This window comes from Rhizobium sp. P43, from assembly GCF_056730705.1.
Genome location: NZ_CM161539.1, coordinates 2,165,292 through 2,180,014, shown reverse-complemented (window position 1 = coordinate 2,180,014; position 14,723 = coordinate 2,165,292). Strand labels below are relative to the sequence as shown.

The window sequence follows — 14,723 nt, the reverse complement described above, 5'->3', positions numbered from 1 at the left end:
TGCCATCTACCATGCATGTGTGGACGTTTTGCCCTGACTGCGAGCCCGGAAGAAGTGGCGGAGATCCTCGGCGTGATGGAGCTTGAGGGCTTTCCGCCGCGTTACAATATCGCGCCGACTCAGCCGATCCTGGTCGCCGTGGCGGCGCCGCCTCTTGAGCCTGGCTCGAACCGTCCGGATCGCATGGCCGTCCTTGTGCGCTGGGGGCTCATTCCCTCCTGGGTCAAGGATCCCAAGGAATTCACGCTGCTGATCAATGCCCGTTCCGAAACGGCGATCGAGAAGGCTTCCTTTCGCGCCGCCATGCGCCATCGTCGTATCCTCGTTCCCGCCTCCGGCTTCTACGAATGGCACCGCCCTCCGAAGGAAAGCGGCGAGAAACTGCAGGCCTACTGGATCCGCCCGCGCAATGGCGGCATCGTCTGCTTCGGCGGGCTGATGGAGACCTATATGTCGAAGGACGGCTCCGAGCTCGACACGGGCTGCATCCTGACGGTCGGGGCCAACAGAACCATCGGCGAGATCCATGATCGCATGCCGGTGGTGATTGGACCGGAAGACTTCACACGCTGGCTCGACTGCCGCGCCGGCGAGCCGCGGGACATCGTTGACCTGATGCGTCCCGCACCGGAAGACTTTTTCGAGGCGATCCCGGTCTCCGATCTGGTCAACAAGGTTGCCAATGTCGGCCCGGACCTGCAGACCCCCGTTGCCCTTGCTCCGAAAAAGCAAAAGCCCGCCGCAGGCAAAGCCGACGACGGGCAGATGAGTTTATTCTAGGGGAGTTTGGTTCTCAGGCGACCTTCGGGGCCGGCTTGCGCTTCAGCATCAGAGCTGCAGCGAGCACCGCCTTGAGGGCAAGCGGTCGGTAATTCGAGTCGAGATTCTCGTTTGCCGGCTTCTGCTGCTCGGCTTGGGTCTCAGTCGTCATCGTCATGTTCCTTGGAGTGTTTCCTGACCAGTGCATTTTCTTGTTTTGCGGCTCTCTCTGCGGAGATCATGACAAAAGCGTGGCCGGTGCTGTGACTCAAATCAAATTTGGATAAAAACAGTAGATATGGAGAGCCCCGCACAAGCTTTTGGGCCTGGCGGGGCTGAAAATTCTTCAATTCGAGCGGAAAACGGCGTCAAACACCCCGATCTATTTCGGAAAGTCCTTTTTCCGCTGATTCTTCTCCAATGGTCAGCGTGCCATAGCGTCTGTGCCAGTTTCTTGCGCCGAAGGGCAGTGAGCAAAGATAGAGAAGCACACTGACAACAAGCACTTCCCAGGTGAAGCTCATCAGCAGCGCGACATAGAGAACGACACCGAGGATCATCGGAAGCACGAGATCGCGGCGGATATGGCTGGTCTCCGACTTACCCGACCAGACCGGCAGGCGGCTGACGAGCAGATAGGCGATGATGATGGTGTAGGCCGTGCTGGCATAGGCGAAGAGACCGACCGGCGCGACACCGAGGAAGCCGAGATAGACCGGCAGCATGACGAGCGCAGCACCCGCCGGAGCCGGCACGCCGACAAAGAACTCCGACTGCCATGGCGCCTTTGTCTCGCGCTCCGACATGACATTAAAGCGTGCCAGCCGCAGGCCGGCAGCAATGGCGTAGATCAAAGCTGCGATCCAGCCGAGCGAGCGCGCCTGATCGAGCACGAAAACATAGAGCACGAGGGCGGGCGCAACGCCGAAATTGATGATGTCGGCAAGCGAATCCATCTGGGCGCCGAACTTCGACGTCGCCTTCATCATCCGCGCGATCCGCCCGTCGATGCCGTCGAGAAAGGCGGCGGCCAGCACCATGGCGACCGCGAGTTCGTAGCGGTTTTCGAAAGCCAGCCGGATGCCGGTCAGGCCCGCGCAGATCGCGAGCACCGTGATCAGATTGGGAATGATCAGGCGAAGCGGGATCTCGCGCAGGCGAGGCCCGCGTGCGCCGCCATCAGCGGCCGTGGCGCCGCGTGTTTCGATCGAAGTTGACTGATCATCCATCGGAAGCTTCCTCAGCTGCGGCGGCTGATGACCGGACCCTTGGCCGAGCCGAATTCGGCGATCACGGTTTCGCCGGCGATTGCGGTCTGACCGAGGGAAACACGCGGTTCCGCGCCAGCCGGCAGGAAGACGTCGAGGCGGGACCCGAAGCGGATCAGGCCGAAGCGCTCACCGGCATCCAGCGGCTCATTCATGTTGGTCCAGCAGATGATGCGGCGGGCAACCAGGCCGGCGATCTGCACGACGCCAATTGCGCCATGCTTGCTCTCGATCACCAGACCGTTGCGCTCGTTGTCCGTGCTTGCCTTGTCCAGTTCGGCATTGAGGAACTGGCCTTCCTTGTACGCGATCGTCGTGACCTTGCCGCGCACCGGGGCCCGGTTCACATGGCAGTTGAAGACGTTCATGAAGACGGTGATGCGCAGCATAGGCTCGCTGCCGAGATTGAGCTCCTGCGGTGGAACCACCATCTGCACCGAGGAGACGCGGCCATCGGCCGGGCTGATGACAAGGTCGTCGTCCTGCGGTGTGACCCGCTCGGGGTCGCGGAAGAAGTAGGCGCACCAGAGGGTGAGCACCATGCCGACCCAGAACAGCGGATCCCAGATCCAGCCGAGCACCAGCGACGCAACGAAGAAGGCCGCGACGAAGGGATAGCCTTCCTTGTGCACCGGCACGATCGTCTTGCGGATGGTTTCGAACAGATCCATGGGGGTCCTCGGTCTTTGATTTTCTGTCGCCCGTGACTACTCTGAAAGCCGCAGATGGGCAATGCCGACCATCAAATCAAGCCAGTCTAAAGCAGATGTGACCTCCACCGCGTGACCCAAAAAAGATCGATATGAAAAAATATCATCGATATTTTGTAAATGATTTCACCCTAAAAAAGGGGTGTTGGATTTAAGGACGATCCGAAATCCGGTGCCTCTGTGGCCGGTTCGGACAAGGAATGACCGTTGCAGCTTGCCAGGAAAAATGAACCGGATTCGGACGCCGCATCGCTTGCTACCATTTCCTGGCATTCGCCGCGCGGTTTGCCGCCGCCAGCCGCGATTGCCTCGCTTTTTCCCGCTCAAGTCACCGAACTGGATGCCTTGGCAGGTTCTTCCGTCTGCCTGCTTGATTGCGCTGACAGGGCTTCGATGCATCATATCGCCCGCGTTCGAGAAATCTGTGGCGACGCTTTGTTTCTCATTGGTGTGACCGGCGCAGCCAGCATCCAATTCGAGGCGGAGTTGTTCGACGCTGGCATCGATGATCTGTTGATGGAGGAGGGGCCGACCCATCTGCTCCGCTGCTTGCTTCGCGCCAAACGCCATCTCGCGCTTTTGCAGGTGCACGACCAAAGGCTCGAAGCACTCGAGGACAAGCTGGATACCTGGCAGGACGCCCTCGATCATCTGCCGACGCCTATCTATCTAAAGGACGTCGGTGGGCGCTATATAGGGTGTAACACGGCCTTCAGCCGCTTCGCGGGTACGGATCGCGATGGCATTATCGGTCATACGCTGGCGGACTTCGTGCCCCACGACATGGCAGAGGCGCATCGCCAATCCGATCTCCAGGTCATGCGCAGCGGCGGTGTGCTGAGCGTGGAGACGGATGTCTGCCTCACGGATACCGGCATGCGCCACATCCTGTTACACAAGGCCTGCATCGCAACGCCGAATGGCGGCGTGCGTGGTATCGCCGGCGTGATGATTGACATCACCGAGCGCAAGGAGCTGGAAGCGCGCCTGACATCTGCCGCCGAGCGCGACCCGCTGACCAATGCCTTCAATCGTCGCAAATTCTTCCAGGTTGCCGCCTCCGCGATCGACCAAGTCCCGGAGGTTGGTGCGCATTTTGCCGTAGCCGTCATCGACATCGACCACTTCAAGTCGGTCAACGACGAACTGGGTCACGGGGAGGGGGATGTGATGCTCTGCGCGATCGTCGATACCTTGCGGTCACACGAAGATGCAGGCGTCATGGTTGCCCGGGCGGGCGGTGAGGAATTCTTCGCCTTCTTCTGCGCAGAGAATGCACAAACGGCCGAGCAGATTCTGGAACAGATGCGAGCCGACATTGCCCGCTATTGTCAGGTGACGACAGGCTCCGGAACGGCGGGCACCATCAGCATAGGGCTGGCCGATTTCGATCCACGTCAAGAGACGGTCGATCAGGCGCTGAGGCGAGCTGACCTTGCGCTCTATCGCGCCAAGCGTGGCGGACGAAACCGCCTTTGCCGCGCCGAGTAACCGGCAGGCCGCCGGTGACTCTCATCCTCCCGATGATCAGGTCGCCGGCGAACGTCGCACCACCACGCCGAGTTCGTCGCTTTCACGGACCTGACGCAGCTTCTCTTCCGCCTGGGTTGCCTCGCGCTGCCGGTTCCACATCGATGCATAAAGGCCGTTCTGTTCCAGTAGCTCGGAATGGCTGCCGCGTTCTGCAATCTCGCCACCCTTCAGCACGATGATCTCGTCTGCGCCGACGACCGTCGAGAGCCGGTGCGCGATGACCAGCGTCGTACGGTTCTTTGAGACGATGTCGAGCGCCGACTGGATCTCGTGTTCCGTCGTCGTGTCGAGCGCAGAAGTCGCCTCATCGAGGATCAGGATCGGCGGCGCCTTGAGCACGGTGCGGGCAATCGCCACGCGCTGCTTTTCACCACCGGAGAGTTTCAAGCCGCGCTCGCCGACCTTCGTGCCGTAACCTTCCGGAAGCTCCTTGATGAAACGCGAGATCTGCGCCACTTCGGCGGCCTGTTCGATCTCGGCATCCGAGGCGCCGGGGCGGCCATAGCGGATGTTGTAGGCGATCGTATCGTTGAACAGCACGGTGTCCTGCGGGACCATGCCGATGGCGGCTCTCAGTGACTTCTGCGTCACCTCGCGAACGTCCTGCCCGTCGATGGTGATCGACCCCTTCTGCACATCATAGAAACGATAGAGTAGGCGGGAGATCGTCGACTTGCCGGCACCCGAAGGGCCGACGACCGCCACCGTCTTGCCGGCCGGCACCTCAAAAGACACGCCCTTCAGGATCGGACGATCAGGGTCGTAGTGGAAATGCACGTCCTTGAAGGCGATCGCACCCTGGGCGATGACGAGCGGTGTCGCCCCCGTCTTGTCCACCACCTCTGCCTCGACCTCGAGCAGATCGAACATCTGCTCGATATCCGTCAGGCCCTGGCGGATTTCGCGGTAGACGAAGCCGATGAAGTTCAGCGGGATCGACAGCTGCATCAGCATGGCATTGACGAAGACGAAATCGCCGATCGTCTGTTCGCCGCGCTGTACCGCAAGCGCCGACATCACCATGATGATCGCCGTGCCCACGCCGAAGATCAGGCCCTGGCCAAAGTTCAGCCAGCCGAGTGAGGTCCAGACCTGCGTCGCCGACTTCTCGTATTTCGCCATCGAGGCATCGAAGCGCTTCGCTTCCATCTCCTCATTGCCGAAATACTTGACCGTCTCGAAATTGAGGAGCGAGTCGATCGCCTTGGTATTGGCATCCGTATCGCTGTCATTCATCGCCCGGCGGATGCCGATGCGCCAGTCCGATGCCCGGATGGTGAACCAGATATAGGCCCAGACCGTGAAGGCGGTGACGCCGAGATAGGAGAAGCCGTAGGTCCACCAGAAAATCACGGCCGTCAGCAGGAATTCGATCAGCGTCGGGATCGAGTTGAGGATCGTGAAGCGCACGATCGTTTCGATGCCCTTGGTGCCGCGTTCGATGATGCGCGAGAGGCCACCGGTCTTGCGTTCCAGATGGAAGCGCAACGACAGCTGGTGCATGTGCACGAAGGTCTTGTAGGCTAGCTGGCGCACCGCATGCTGGCCGACGCTGGCAAACAGCGCGTCGCGCAGTTGGTTGAGCCCAACCTGCAGGATGCGGGTGACATTGTAGAAGATGACGAGGGCCACGGCACCCAGGAGGAAGGTCGGCAGCAGACCGGCCATGTCGAGCCGGCCATCAAGCGCATCGGTTGCCCATTTGAAGAAATAGGGCACGAGGATCAGCACGAATTTCGAGATGATCAGGAAGACCGTTGCCCAGACGACCCGCATTTTCAGGTCGAAGCGATCGGCCGGCCACATATAGGGCCAGAGATTGACGAGGGTCTGCATCGGGTTCCCGTCATCGGCCGATACCGTCTTCTTCTTCGCCTCTGCCATCCCCGACCTCTCGCTTGTCTGCAGATTAAAAAGCGGCGATCCCGTTTAAGGATCGCCGCCTTCTCTCAATTAGGTTTTCGCTGGCGCGAATACAATAACGGAACTGTGAAAGCTCAGTTCACCGGCTCGCCCTGCAGGCGCTTGCGGTGGATCTCTTCCGCATTCGGAAGCGCGTCCCGCGGCACGGTGAAGATCTGGCCGGGCTCGATCAGATCCGGATTGTTGATCTGGTTGGCATTCGCCAAATAGATGGTCGTGTAGCGCACGCCCTGTCCGTAAACGCGCCGCGAGATCTGCCACAGCGTGTCGCCACGGCGGATGATCACGCTGCTATCGCTCTGGGCGAGCGGCGCCTGCTGGATGGTCTTTGGCTCGGCAGAGGCCGTCGCGTCGGATGCAGCCGGGACCGTTTGTGCGGTGTCCGCTGCCGTCGCCGGCGCTGCTGCCGTCTGTGCCGGTGTCGGTTCGGCGAGAAGGTCGCGGATCAGCGCCACAAGCTTTGGCAAGGCTGCACCCAGCGCGTCGACATCGCCGGTCGGAACCGACTGAAGCAGAGCCAGCGCTTCCTTGGCCTTGGCGGAATGAGCACTGATGGCTGCCGCAAAGTCCGGCGCAGCATTGGCACCCAGGCGGAAGCCTGCTATCGACTGCAGTCCAATCTCGGTGGCAGACCGGGCGGCGGCTGCCTGCTCAAGCGCCGGCTTCTGCCCATTGGCGAAGAGGTTTTCGAGGATCGTCATCGCCTTTGTCAGGGCGATCCGCTGGCGTTCGAACTCGGCCTGTTCCGGGCTTGCATCCGGAGAGGCCGCAGCCGGCGCCGTCTGGGCGACGACCGAGACCTGTTCGCCGGCCGGGCGCTCGAACGGAACGGAGGCGCGCACCACGACCTTGCCGGTCGGATCGAGCAGTTCCACCTCGATGATATGGTTGCCGACTTCGAGCTTGATTTCGCCTTCGATGACGAAATTGCCGCTGCCGTCGCTCACGGCCTCGCCGATCGTGGTCTTGTTGGCAAAGCCACGAACGGTCGCACCGGCGGGCGCCTTGCCGGCCACGAAGATGCGGTCGCCTTCGATTTCGACGGCCGTGACCTGAACTTCGGTCGCGCCGGGAAGGGCTGCGGGCTCTTCGGCGACCGGCTCTGCGGCCGGCGCCGCTGCAGTTTCACTGCTGCCCGGAAGGGTAGGCGCCGTGCCCGCAAGTTCCGTTGCCGCAGCCGGGAGATCCGGCAGGGTGACGGAGCCGGCGGGAGCAGGCGTGGTTGCCGGCGTCGTGGATGCGGCTGCCGAGGCTGCATTGGCCTGAGCCGCTGCGGCATTCTCCGCGCCGGGCAGCGTGATCAGACGGCTTGCCTCGCCGGGCTTGGAAACCATGGCGAGAAGCTCGCCCTTGCCACCTTCGGGAACGGAAATGGTGGCGACTTCTTCCGAGGTGACGACCTTGCCGTCGGGACCGGTTGCCCGGATCTGCAGCGAATGGTCGCCCGGAGCCAGTGGCTGATCGAGCACGGCAGCGAAGTCACCGCTGCCATCGACGGTCTGCGAAGAGATCACCTGGTCGCCGTTGAGGATTTCAACCTTGGCACCCGGCACGGCATTGCCGGCAATGACGGTCGAACCATCGGGCTCGACGCGCAGTACGTCGAAGCGCGGCGCAACCTCGGCCGCTGCCGCCGGGGCCGCAGGCGCTACCGGCTTGCCGAGCAGTGCGTCCTTGATCGAGGCGACCATGCTCGCGGCCTGCGCCGGATCGGCCGGCAGCTGCTGCACGAGTTCGAGCGCGCGCGCCGCATCCGCCTGCACGGCCTTGATGCCATCGGCGACGGCAGTGTCGAGACCCGCAGGGATCTCGATCGCCGACAGGGCCTGAAGCGCACCCCGGGCCAGTGTCTTGGCAGCCGTATAGGCCTCGACGCCGGGGGTGCGGCCATCGGCAAACAGCGCCGTGATGCCGTCGACCGCCGAGACGGCTTCGCTCTTCAGCCTGTCCATCTTCTGCGTGGCGGCGGCTGCAACATCGGCGACGGCATTTTCAGCCGTTGCCTGGGCTTCCTCGGCTGCCGACTTCACGGCATCCGCAGCCGCGTTGACGGTCGGAAGGTCACCCGACGACGAATTCAGTCGCGGCATGATGACGAACACCATCAGCAAGGTCACGATGGCAAGCACAAGCAGGACCACCCAGAGGGCACGGTTCTTCATTTCTCAAGTCTCCCGGCGGATGAGCCGCCATTCCCTTGGAATTGCTAGCGTCAACCCGATGAATCGACAAGCGGCGATGGATCAATCCGCCCGGCAGGACAAGGGTTTTCAGCCAATTTTGTTGACCTGAAGCGGGCGAGCCTGTTTTTTGCCCCGCATGAGCGAACAGAAAACCCCGATTCGATCCGTCTGCGTCTATTGCGGCTCCCAGCCCGGACGCGATCCCGCCTTCATGGACGCCGGCCGCAGATTCGGCCGCGCCCTGGCAGAAAACAATCTCCGCCTGGTCTATGGCGGCGGCACCAAGGGCATCATGGGCGCAGTCGCCTCAGGCGTGCTCTCCGCCGGCGGCCATGTGACGGGCATCATACCCGAATTCCTCGTCGACATGGAAGCGACGCGCCATTCGCTCGGTCAGCTGAACGAGCTGATGATCACCAAGGACATGCACGAGCGCAAACACGCGATGTTCGAGCGCTCGGATGCCTTCGTCACCTTACCTGGTGGCATCGGCACGCTGGAGGAGATCGTCGAGGTGATGACCTGGGGCCAGCTCGGCCGCCATGCCAAGCCGATGGTCTTTGCCAATGTCAACGACTTCTGGAAGCCGATGCTGGAGCTCGTCGACCATATGTCGGCCTCCGGCTTCATCCACACCGCCCATCTGGTGCGCCCGCTGGTGATCGACCGGATCGAGGATATCGTTCCGGCAATCCATCAGCGATGGGCTGAGACCGAAGCGCCGGAAGGCGACCCGGAGACGATTTCCAAGCTCTGAGTTTTGAGAGAGCGATCAGCGCTGCCGAAGCATCGGCAGCGTATAGATCACCAGTGCTGCCCAGATCAGCGGGAAGGCAACAGCCTTGGCCATGCTGAAGGGCTCATGAAAGACAAAAACGGCGGTGATGAAGATCATCGACGGCGCAATGTACTGCATGATCCCGATCGTCGAGAGCCGAAGCAGCTTGGCGCCATTGGCATAAAGGATCAGCGGGATCGCCGTCACAAGGCCTGCCGAGGCAAGCAGGATGGTGTCGGTTGCATTGCCCATCAGAAAATGCCCGCCGCCCTGCAGGTTCAGGTAGATCAGATAGGCAAGGGCGAAGGGCGAGAGCAGCAGCACTTCCAGCAGAAAACCCTGGTTTGGCCCGATCGGCAGTGTCTTGCGGAAAAAGGCGTAGAAGCCCCAGGAGAAGGTCAGCGCCAGTGCCACCACCGGCAGGCGCCCCGCCTCGACGGTCAGGATGACGACGGCGACAACGACCAGAGCCAGGGCCGCGATCTGCGTCCGCTTCAGCTTTTCCTTGAGGATCACGGCGCCGAGCAGGATCGAAAACAGCGGGTTGATGAAGTAACCAAGCGCCGTGTCGAGAGCGTGACCCGTTCCGATCGCCCAGACATAGATGCCCCAGTTGATGCTGATCAGCGTCGCGGTCACGGCGGCCATGCCGAGCATGCGCGGATTGCGGATCGCCCTTTTCAGATCGTCGGTCTGCCGGATGACGAGCAGCAGCAATCCGGCCACCGGGATCGACCAGAGGATGCGGTGCGCGATGACCTCGGCCGGCGAGATATGTGCCATCGCCTTCATGTAAAGCGGCAGGAAGCCCCAGAGCAGATAGGCGGACAGCGCAAAGAGAAAGCCGTTCAGGCTGTCCCGGTTCTCGGCGGGTGCGGAGACGTCGGCCATGGTGTTTCCTGACTTTTGTTATGCTTGGAAACGGGATTACGCCTGCAAGGTTGCAGGCGCCAATTCATTTCTGTGAAGCATCGTTCAGGAACGCCGATGAATGTCCACGAGGTCTGATCACTCCGCCGCGATCTGCCCGGCCAGTTCGCGGTTTTTCATCAGCTTGTAGACGATACTGTCCATCAGGGCCTGGAAGGAGGCGTCGATGATGTTTTCGGAGACGCCGACCGTCCACCAGCGGGCGCCCGTCGCATCGGTGGATTCGATCAACACGCGGGTGATAGCCTCGGTGCCGCCGTTCAGGATGCGCACCTTGTAATCCGCCAGTTCGAGATCGAGGATTTCCGACTGGTACTTGCCGAGATCCTTGCGCAGCGCGATGTCGAGTGCGTTGACCGGACCGTCGCCTTCAGCCACCGACATGACGGTCTCGCCGTCGACGAGGACCTTTACCACGGCCTCGGAGACGGTTTTCAGCCGCCCATGGCTGTCGAAACGCCGCTCGACCATGACGCGGAAACTTTCAACCGCGAAGAAGTCCGGCACGGTTCCGAGGGTCTTGAGCGCCAAGAGCTCGAAGCTCGCATCCGCGCCCTCATAGGCATAGCCCGAGGCCTCGCGTTCCTTGACGACGGAGATCAGCGTATCGAGTTTCGGATCGTCCTTGGCGACCCGGATGCCGCGACGCTTCAACTCGTTGAGGAAATTCGCCTTGCCGCCCTGGTCAGACACCATGACCTTGCGGAAATTGCCCACACTTTCCGGCTCGACATGTTCGTAGGTCTTCGGGTCCTTCAGAAGTGCCGAGGCATGGATGCCGGCCTTGGTGGCAAAGGCCGAGCCGCCGACGTAAGGGCTCTGGTGGTTCGGTGAGCGATTGAGCAATTCGTCGAAAGCGCGCGAAAGGCGGGTGAGGCCAACAAGCTTCTCCCGGTCGATCGACGTCTCGAAGCGCGACGCATAGGTCTCCTTAAGACAGAGCGTCGGGATGATCGTCACGAGATCGGCGTTGCCGCAGCGCTCGCCAATCCCGTTCAGCGTCCCCTGGATCTGGCGCACACCGGCTTCCACGGCAGCTAGCGAATTGGCGACCGCCTGTCCGGTGTCGTTATGGGCATGGATGCCGAGCGAGGAGCCGGGGATGCCGGAGGCGATGACGGCGGAAACGATCTCGCGGATCTCCGGCGGCTGCGTGCCGCCATTGGTGTCGCAAAGCACCACCCAGCGGGCGCCGGCGTCGTAAGCTTTCTTGGCGCAGGCAAGGGCATAGTCCGGATTGGCCTTGTAGCCGTCGAAGAAGTGTTCGCAGTCGACCATAGAAAGCTTGCCGGAAGCCACCACGGCCTGAACGCTGTCGCGGATGCTTTCGAGGTTTTCCTCGTTGGTGCAGCCAAGCGCCACCTTCACATGATAATCCCAGCTCTTCGCCACCAGACAGACGGCATCCGCCTTCGACTGGATAAGCTGGCTGAGGCCCGGATCGTTGGACGCGGAAATGCCGGCACGCTTGGTCATGCCGAAGGCGACGAAACCGGCCTTTTGCGTGCGCTTCCTGGAAAAGAACGTCGTGTCCGTCGGGTTCGCGCCTGGATAGCCGCCCTCGACATAGTCAATGCCGAACTCGTCCAGCATGGTGGCGATCGCGATCTTGTCCTCGACGGAAAAATCAATCCCCGGCGTCTGCTGGCCATCGCGGAGCGTCGTATCGAACAGGGTGATCTTTTCACGTGTCATGCTGCAATCCTTACGAAAACTTTCGCTGCGGGGGAATTACCCCCCTCTGTCACTGCGTGACATCTCCCCCTCAAGGGGGGAGAGTGGTGGCCGTCTCCACCTCCCCCTTGAGGGGGGAGGTCGCCGCGAAGCGGCGGGTGGGGGTGAAACAAGCGGCGAGTTCGACGTTGCGTGATCTCTATCACCTTCAGCCCATCACCCCACCCCGGAGCTTCGCTCCGACCCTCCCCCTCAAGGGGAGGGTGAAGCCGCGCCGCTTCCACAATCCGATCTCCCCCCTTGAGGGGGAGATGCCCGCCCTTCGACAGGCTCAGGATGCAGAGGGGGGTAATCACGGGCGCGAGCATGATCTAGTTCTTCCCCGCAAACCGATCCGTCGCACGGATCAGCTGGTCGAGGATGCCAGGCTCGAGATAGGCGTGACCCGCCCCCTCGATCAGGTGGAAATCCGCCTTCGGCCAGGCCTTGTGCAGAGCCCAAGCATATTTCGCCGGGCAGGGCATGTCATAGCGGCCGTGGATGATCACGCCTGGTATATCCTTAAGCTTGTAGGCATCGCGCAAGAGCTGACCTTCCTCCAGCCAGCCGGCATGGACGAAGAAGTGGTTTTCGATCCGGGCAAAGGCGAGCGCGAAGTCCGCGTCGTAGAAATGGCCGGAATAGTCAGGGTTCGGCAGAAGCGTGATCGTCTCGCCTTCCCAGGAACTCCAGGCCACCGCGCAGCGCAGCTGTTCCTCGCGATCCGTGCCAGTCAGCCGACGGCGATAGGCAGCCATCATCTCGTGGCGCTCGTTTTCCGGGATCGGTGCGCAAAACCGCTCCCACTTGTCGGGAAACATCTCGGAGACGCCGAACTGGTAGTACCAGTCGAGCTCGGCCCTGGTCAGCGTGTAGATGCCGCGCAGCACGAGTTCGGAGACGCGCTCCGGATGGGTTTCGGCATAGGCAAGCGCCAGCGTCGAGCCCCAGGAGCCGCCGAAGACGAGCCACTGTTCGGCGCCGATCATCTGGCGCAGCCGCTCGATATCGGCGACCAGGTGCCAGGTGGTGTTGGCCTCGATCGAGGCATGCGGCGTGGACTTGCCGCAGCCGCGCTGGTCGAACAGGATCACGTCGTAGAGCGCGGGATCGAAGAGGCGCCGATGCGACGGGCTGGTTGCACCACCCGGGCCGCCATGCAGGAAGACGGCGGGCTTTGCACCCCTGGTGCCGAAACGCTCCCAATAGATCTGGTGCCCGTCGCCGACATCGAGCATGCCGGTCTCAAAGGGTTCGATTTCGGGATAAAAGCCGCGCAATTCGGTCGTCATGTCATGTCCTCTTCGGTGGCCAGGCCACCGTATCGTGGTCGGGATGCTGCCGCGAAGTGGCGGCGATCCCGGCATTGCCAGCCGGAAGGTCCGAACGGTCTGTCGCCTTTTCCGGCAGTCCGAAGAGTTTGTCGAAGTAAGGCACGCGGCTTTCCACACCATCCTGCGAGATCGGCTCGGCCATGTCAGGCCTGTCGAGGCTGCCGATCGTCACGCTGATATAGGGCGAACCCTTGGTGCGGAAGAAGAGCGGCGTGCCGCAGTCCTTGCAGAAGCCGCGCCCGCAAGGATCAGACGACTGGAACCAGCCGGGCTCACCGCGCATCAGGAGAAAATCCTCCTGGCGGGAGCCGGCCAGCGCCATGAAGAAATTGCCGCTCGCCTTCTGGCACATGCGGCAGTGACAGATATGCGGATAGCCGAGCTCGCCAGCGATCTTGTAGCGGATCGCGCCGCACTGGCAGCCGCCCGAATGCACCTGACGGGTCATTGATCATCCTCCGGCGGCCACTGGGCCGTGTCGTGGTCCGGGTGCTGGAAGCTCTCGACCGAGGCGAAGAACGCCTCCATCTCAGGGCTGGAATAGGCTGGCTTTTCGAAGAGATGATCGATCCAGGGCAGCCGCTGGTGATGGTTCACCTGAACCTGGGGCTCGAAGCGCTCCGGATGGTCGAAGGCGCCGATCGCAAGTTCCACCCCGTTGGGATGCTGATAGGAGAGCGGCGTACCGCATTTGGCACAGAAGCCGCGCTTCACCTTGGCGGAGGAGCGATAGAGCATCGGCTGCCCGCGGGTCCATGTCAGGTGCGCCTGGTCTGCCGTGACGAAGGCGCCGAAGAACGAGCCGAACTGCTTCTGGCACATGCGGCAATGGCAGATCGACGGCCGCCCAAGCTTCGACGCCTGGAACCTGACAGCACCGCACTGACAGCCACCGCTTTCGATGTCACTCATCTCGACGTCCTCATTGCATCGTCACATAGACTGTGACGCCGATGATCACCGCAGCGACCAGAACGCCCTTGGCGATCAGCCCGTAAAGTAGCCATTTCGGCATCTTCGTATTCGGATTCTGCTGGGTCACGACTTCGCCTCCGGCCATTGATCCGTGTCCCGGTCCGGATGCTGGTAGGACACGACATCGGTGAGGAAGGGCGCATCCTCGAGATCATCCAGCGTCGCGCGTTCCGGCAGGGCAGGGATGGTGTCGACGAAGGCGAGCCTGCACTCGACCCCGAACTGGATGGTCGGCGGCAGCTGCGACGGATCATCGAAGGCGCCCGCCGCCAGCGACAACCCGTCGGGCGCCTCATAGGTCAGCGGCGTGCCGCAATCACCACAGAAGCCGCGTTTCACGAAGTTCGACGAGGCAAAACGCTTCGGCTGCCCCCTGGTCCAGCTGACCTCCGCATCGCCGACGGCAACAAGCGGCGCATAATAGGCCCCGAAGGCCTTCTGGCACATGCGGCAATGACAGACGGAAACGTCCTTCGGTAGGCCACGCATCCGGAAACGCACGGCGCCACACTGGCAGCCGCCGGTGTGAGTGAGGGCGGAGGTCATGGGGTGGGCCTCCTCGGAATGTGGGTGTTGCTACCCCCCTCTGCCCTGCCGGGCATCTCCCCCACAAGGGG

The 14,723-nt window shown here is 62.0% G+C and carries 13 protein-coding genes and 1 pseudogene; 3 read left to right on the top strand and 11 right to left on the bottom strand.

Annotated elements, in window-relative coordinates:
* The first annotated feature begins 15 nt into the window (after positions 1 to 15).
* Entirely contained in the window at positions 16 to 780 is a 765-nt protein-coding gene (locus AC1PUL_RS10810) for an SOS response-associated peptidase (RefSeq protein ID WP_480468403.1), read from the top strand.
* 13 nt (positions 781 to 793) lie between these two features.
* Here the strand turns inward: AC1PUL_RS10810 and AC1PUL_RS10805 are convergent, their stop codons facing one another.
* The 3 genes and pseudogenes from AC1PUL_RS10805 to AC1PUL_RS10795 form a co-directional block, all read right to left on the bottom strand.
* A complete protein-coding gene (locus AC1PUL_RS10805; protein ID WP_480468401.1) occupies positions 794 to 931 on the bottom strand; it encodes a hypothetical protein in 138 nt (45 codons plus the stop codon).
* Positions 932 to 1,127: 196 nt separating this feature from the next.
* Entirely contained in the window at positions 1,128 to 1,988 is an 861-nt protein-coding gene (locus AC1PUL_RS10800; protein ID WP_480468400.1) for a CDP-alcohol phosphatidyltransferase family protein, read from the bottom strand.
* An 11-nt stretch (positions 1,989 to 1,999) separates the two neighbouring features.
* Positions 2,000 to 2,707 (bottom strand): annotated as a pseudogene (locus AC1PUL_RS10795) (phosphatidylserine decarboxylase); the annotation flags it as partial.
* Between the two features lie 237 nt (positions 2,708 to 2,944).
* Between AC1PUL_RS10795 and AC1PUL_RS10790 the strand changes: the two are divergent.
* The gene (locus AC1PUL_RS10790; protein WP_480468398.1) at positions 2,945 to 4,228 is read left to right on the top strand and encodes a GGDEF domain-containing protein; all 1,284 of its coding nucleotides are present in this window, start codon (positions 2,945 to 2,947) and stop codon (positions 4,226 to 4,228) included.
* 36 nt (positions 4,229 to 4,264) lie between these two features.
* On the opposite strand, the gene AC1PUL_RS10785 is transcribed toward AC1PUL_RS10790, so the two are convergent.
* Together AC1PUL_RS10785 and AC1PUL_RS10780 are read right to left on the bottom strand one after the other, a co-directional pair.
* Positions 4,265 to 6,154, bottom strand: coding sequence for an ABCB family ABC transporter ATP-binding protein/permease (locus tag AC1PUL_RS10785; RefSeq protein ID WP_480468396.1), 1,890 nt, complete (start codon positions 6,152 to 6,154; stop codon positions 4,265 to 4,267).
* A 113-nt stretch (positions 6,155 to 6,267) separates the two neighbouring features.
* Positions 6,268 to 8,355, bottom strand: coding sequence for a LysM peptidoglycan-binding domain-containing protein (locus AC1PUL_RS10780; RefSeq protein WP_480468394.1), 2,088 nt, complete (start codon positions 8,353 to 8,355; stop codon positions 6,268 to 6,270).
* Positions 8,356 to 8,512: 157 nt separating this feature from the next.
* Between AC1PUL_RS10780 and AC1PUL_RS10775 the strand changes: the two genes are divergently transcribed.
* The gene (locus tag AC1PUL_RS10775; RefSeq protein ID WP_480468392.1) at positions 8,513 to 9,133 is read left to right on the top strand and encodes an LOG family protein; all 621 of its coding nucleotides are present in this window, start codon (positions 8,513 to 8,515) and stop codon (positions 9,131 to 9,133) included.
* 15 nt (positions 9,134 to 9,148) lie between these two features.
* Here AC1PUL_RS10775 and rarD read toward each other — a convergent pair whose 3' ends face one another.
* From rarD to AC1PUL_RS10745, 6 genes are all read right to left on the bottom strand, one after another.
* The gene (gene rarD / locus AC1PUL_RS10770; RefSeq protein WP_480468390.1) at positions 9,149 to 10,045 is read right to left on the bottom strand and encodes an EamA family transporter RarD; all 897 of its coding nucleotides are present in this window, start codon (positions 10,043 to 10,045) and stop codon (positions 9,149 to 9,151) included.
* Positions 10,046 to 10,162: 117 nt separating this feature from the next.
* Positions 10,163 to 11,779, bottom strand: a complete 1,617-nt coding sequence (gene cimA, locus AC1PUL_RS10765; protein ID WP_480468389.1) for a citramalate synthase — start codon at positions 11,777 to 11,779, stop codon at positions 10,163 to 10,165.
* 350 nt (positions 11,780 to 12,129) lie between these two features.
* A complete protein-coding gene (pip, locus tag AC1PUL_RS10760; RefSeq protein ID WP_480468387.1) occupies positions 12,130 to 13,089 on the bottom strand; it encodes a prolyl aminopeptidase in 960 nt (319 codons plus the stop codon).
* 1 nt (position 13,090) lies between these two features.
* Positions 13,091 to 13,579, bottom strand: a complete 489-nt coding sequence (locus AC1PUL_RS10755; protein WP_298461945.1) for a GFA family protein — start codon at positions 13,577 to 13,579, stop codon at positions 13,091 to 13,093.
* Positions 13,576 to 14,043, bottom strand: a complete 468-nt coding sequence (locus AC1PUL_RS10750; RefSeq protein ID WP_480468385.1) for a GFA family protein — start codon at positions 14,041 to 14,043, stop codon at positions 13,576 to 13,578. Before AC1PUL_RS10750 ends, AC1PUL_RS10755 begins: the two co-directional genes overlap by 4 nt.
* Before the next feature lie 126 nt (positions 14,044 to 14,169).
* A complete protein-coding gene (locus tag AC1PUL_RS10745) occupies positions 14,170 to 14,652 on the bottom strand; it encodes a GFA family protein (RefSeq protein ID WP_480468383.1) in 483 nt (160 codons plus the stop codon).
* Positions 14,653 to 14,723 lie beyond the last annotated feature (71 nt).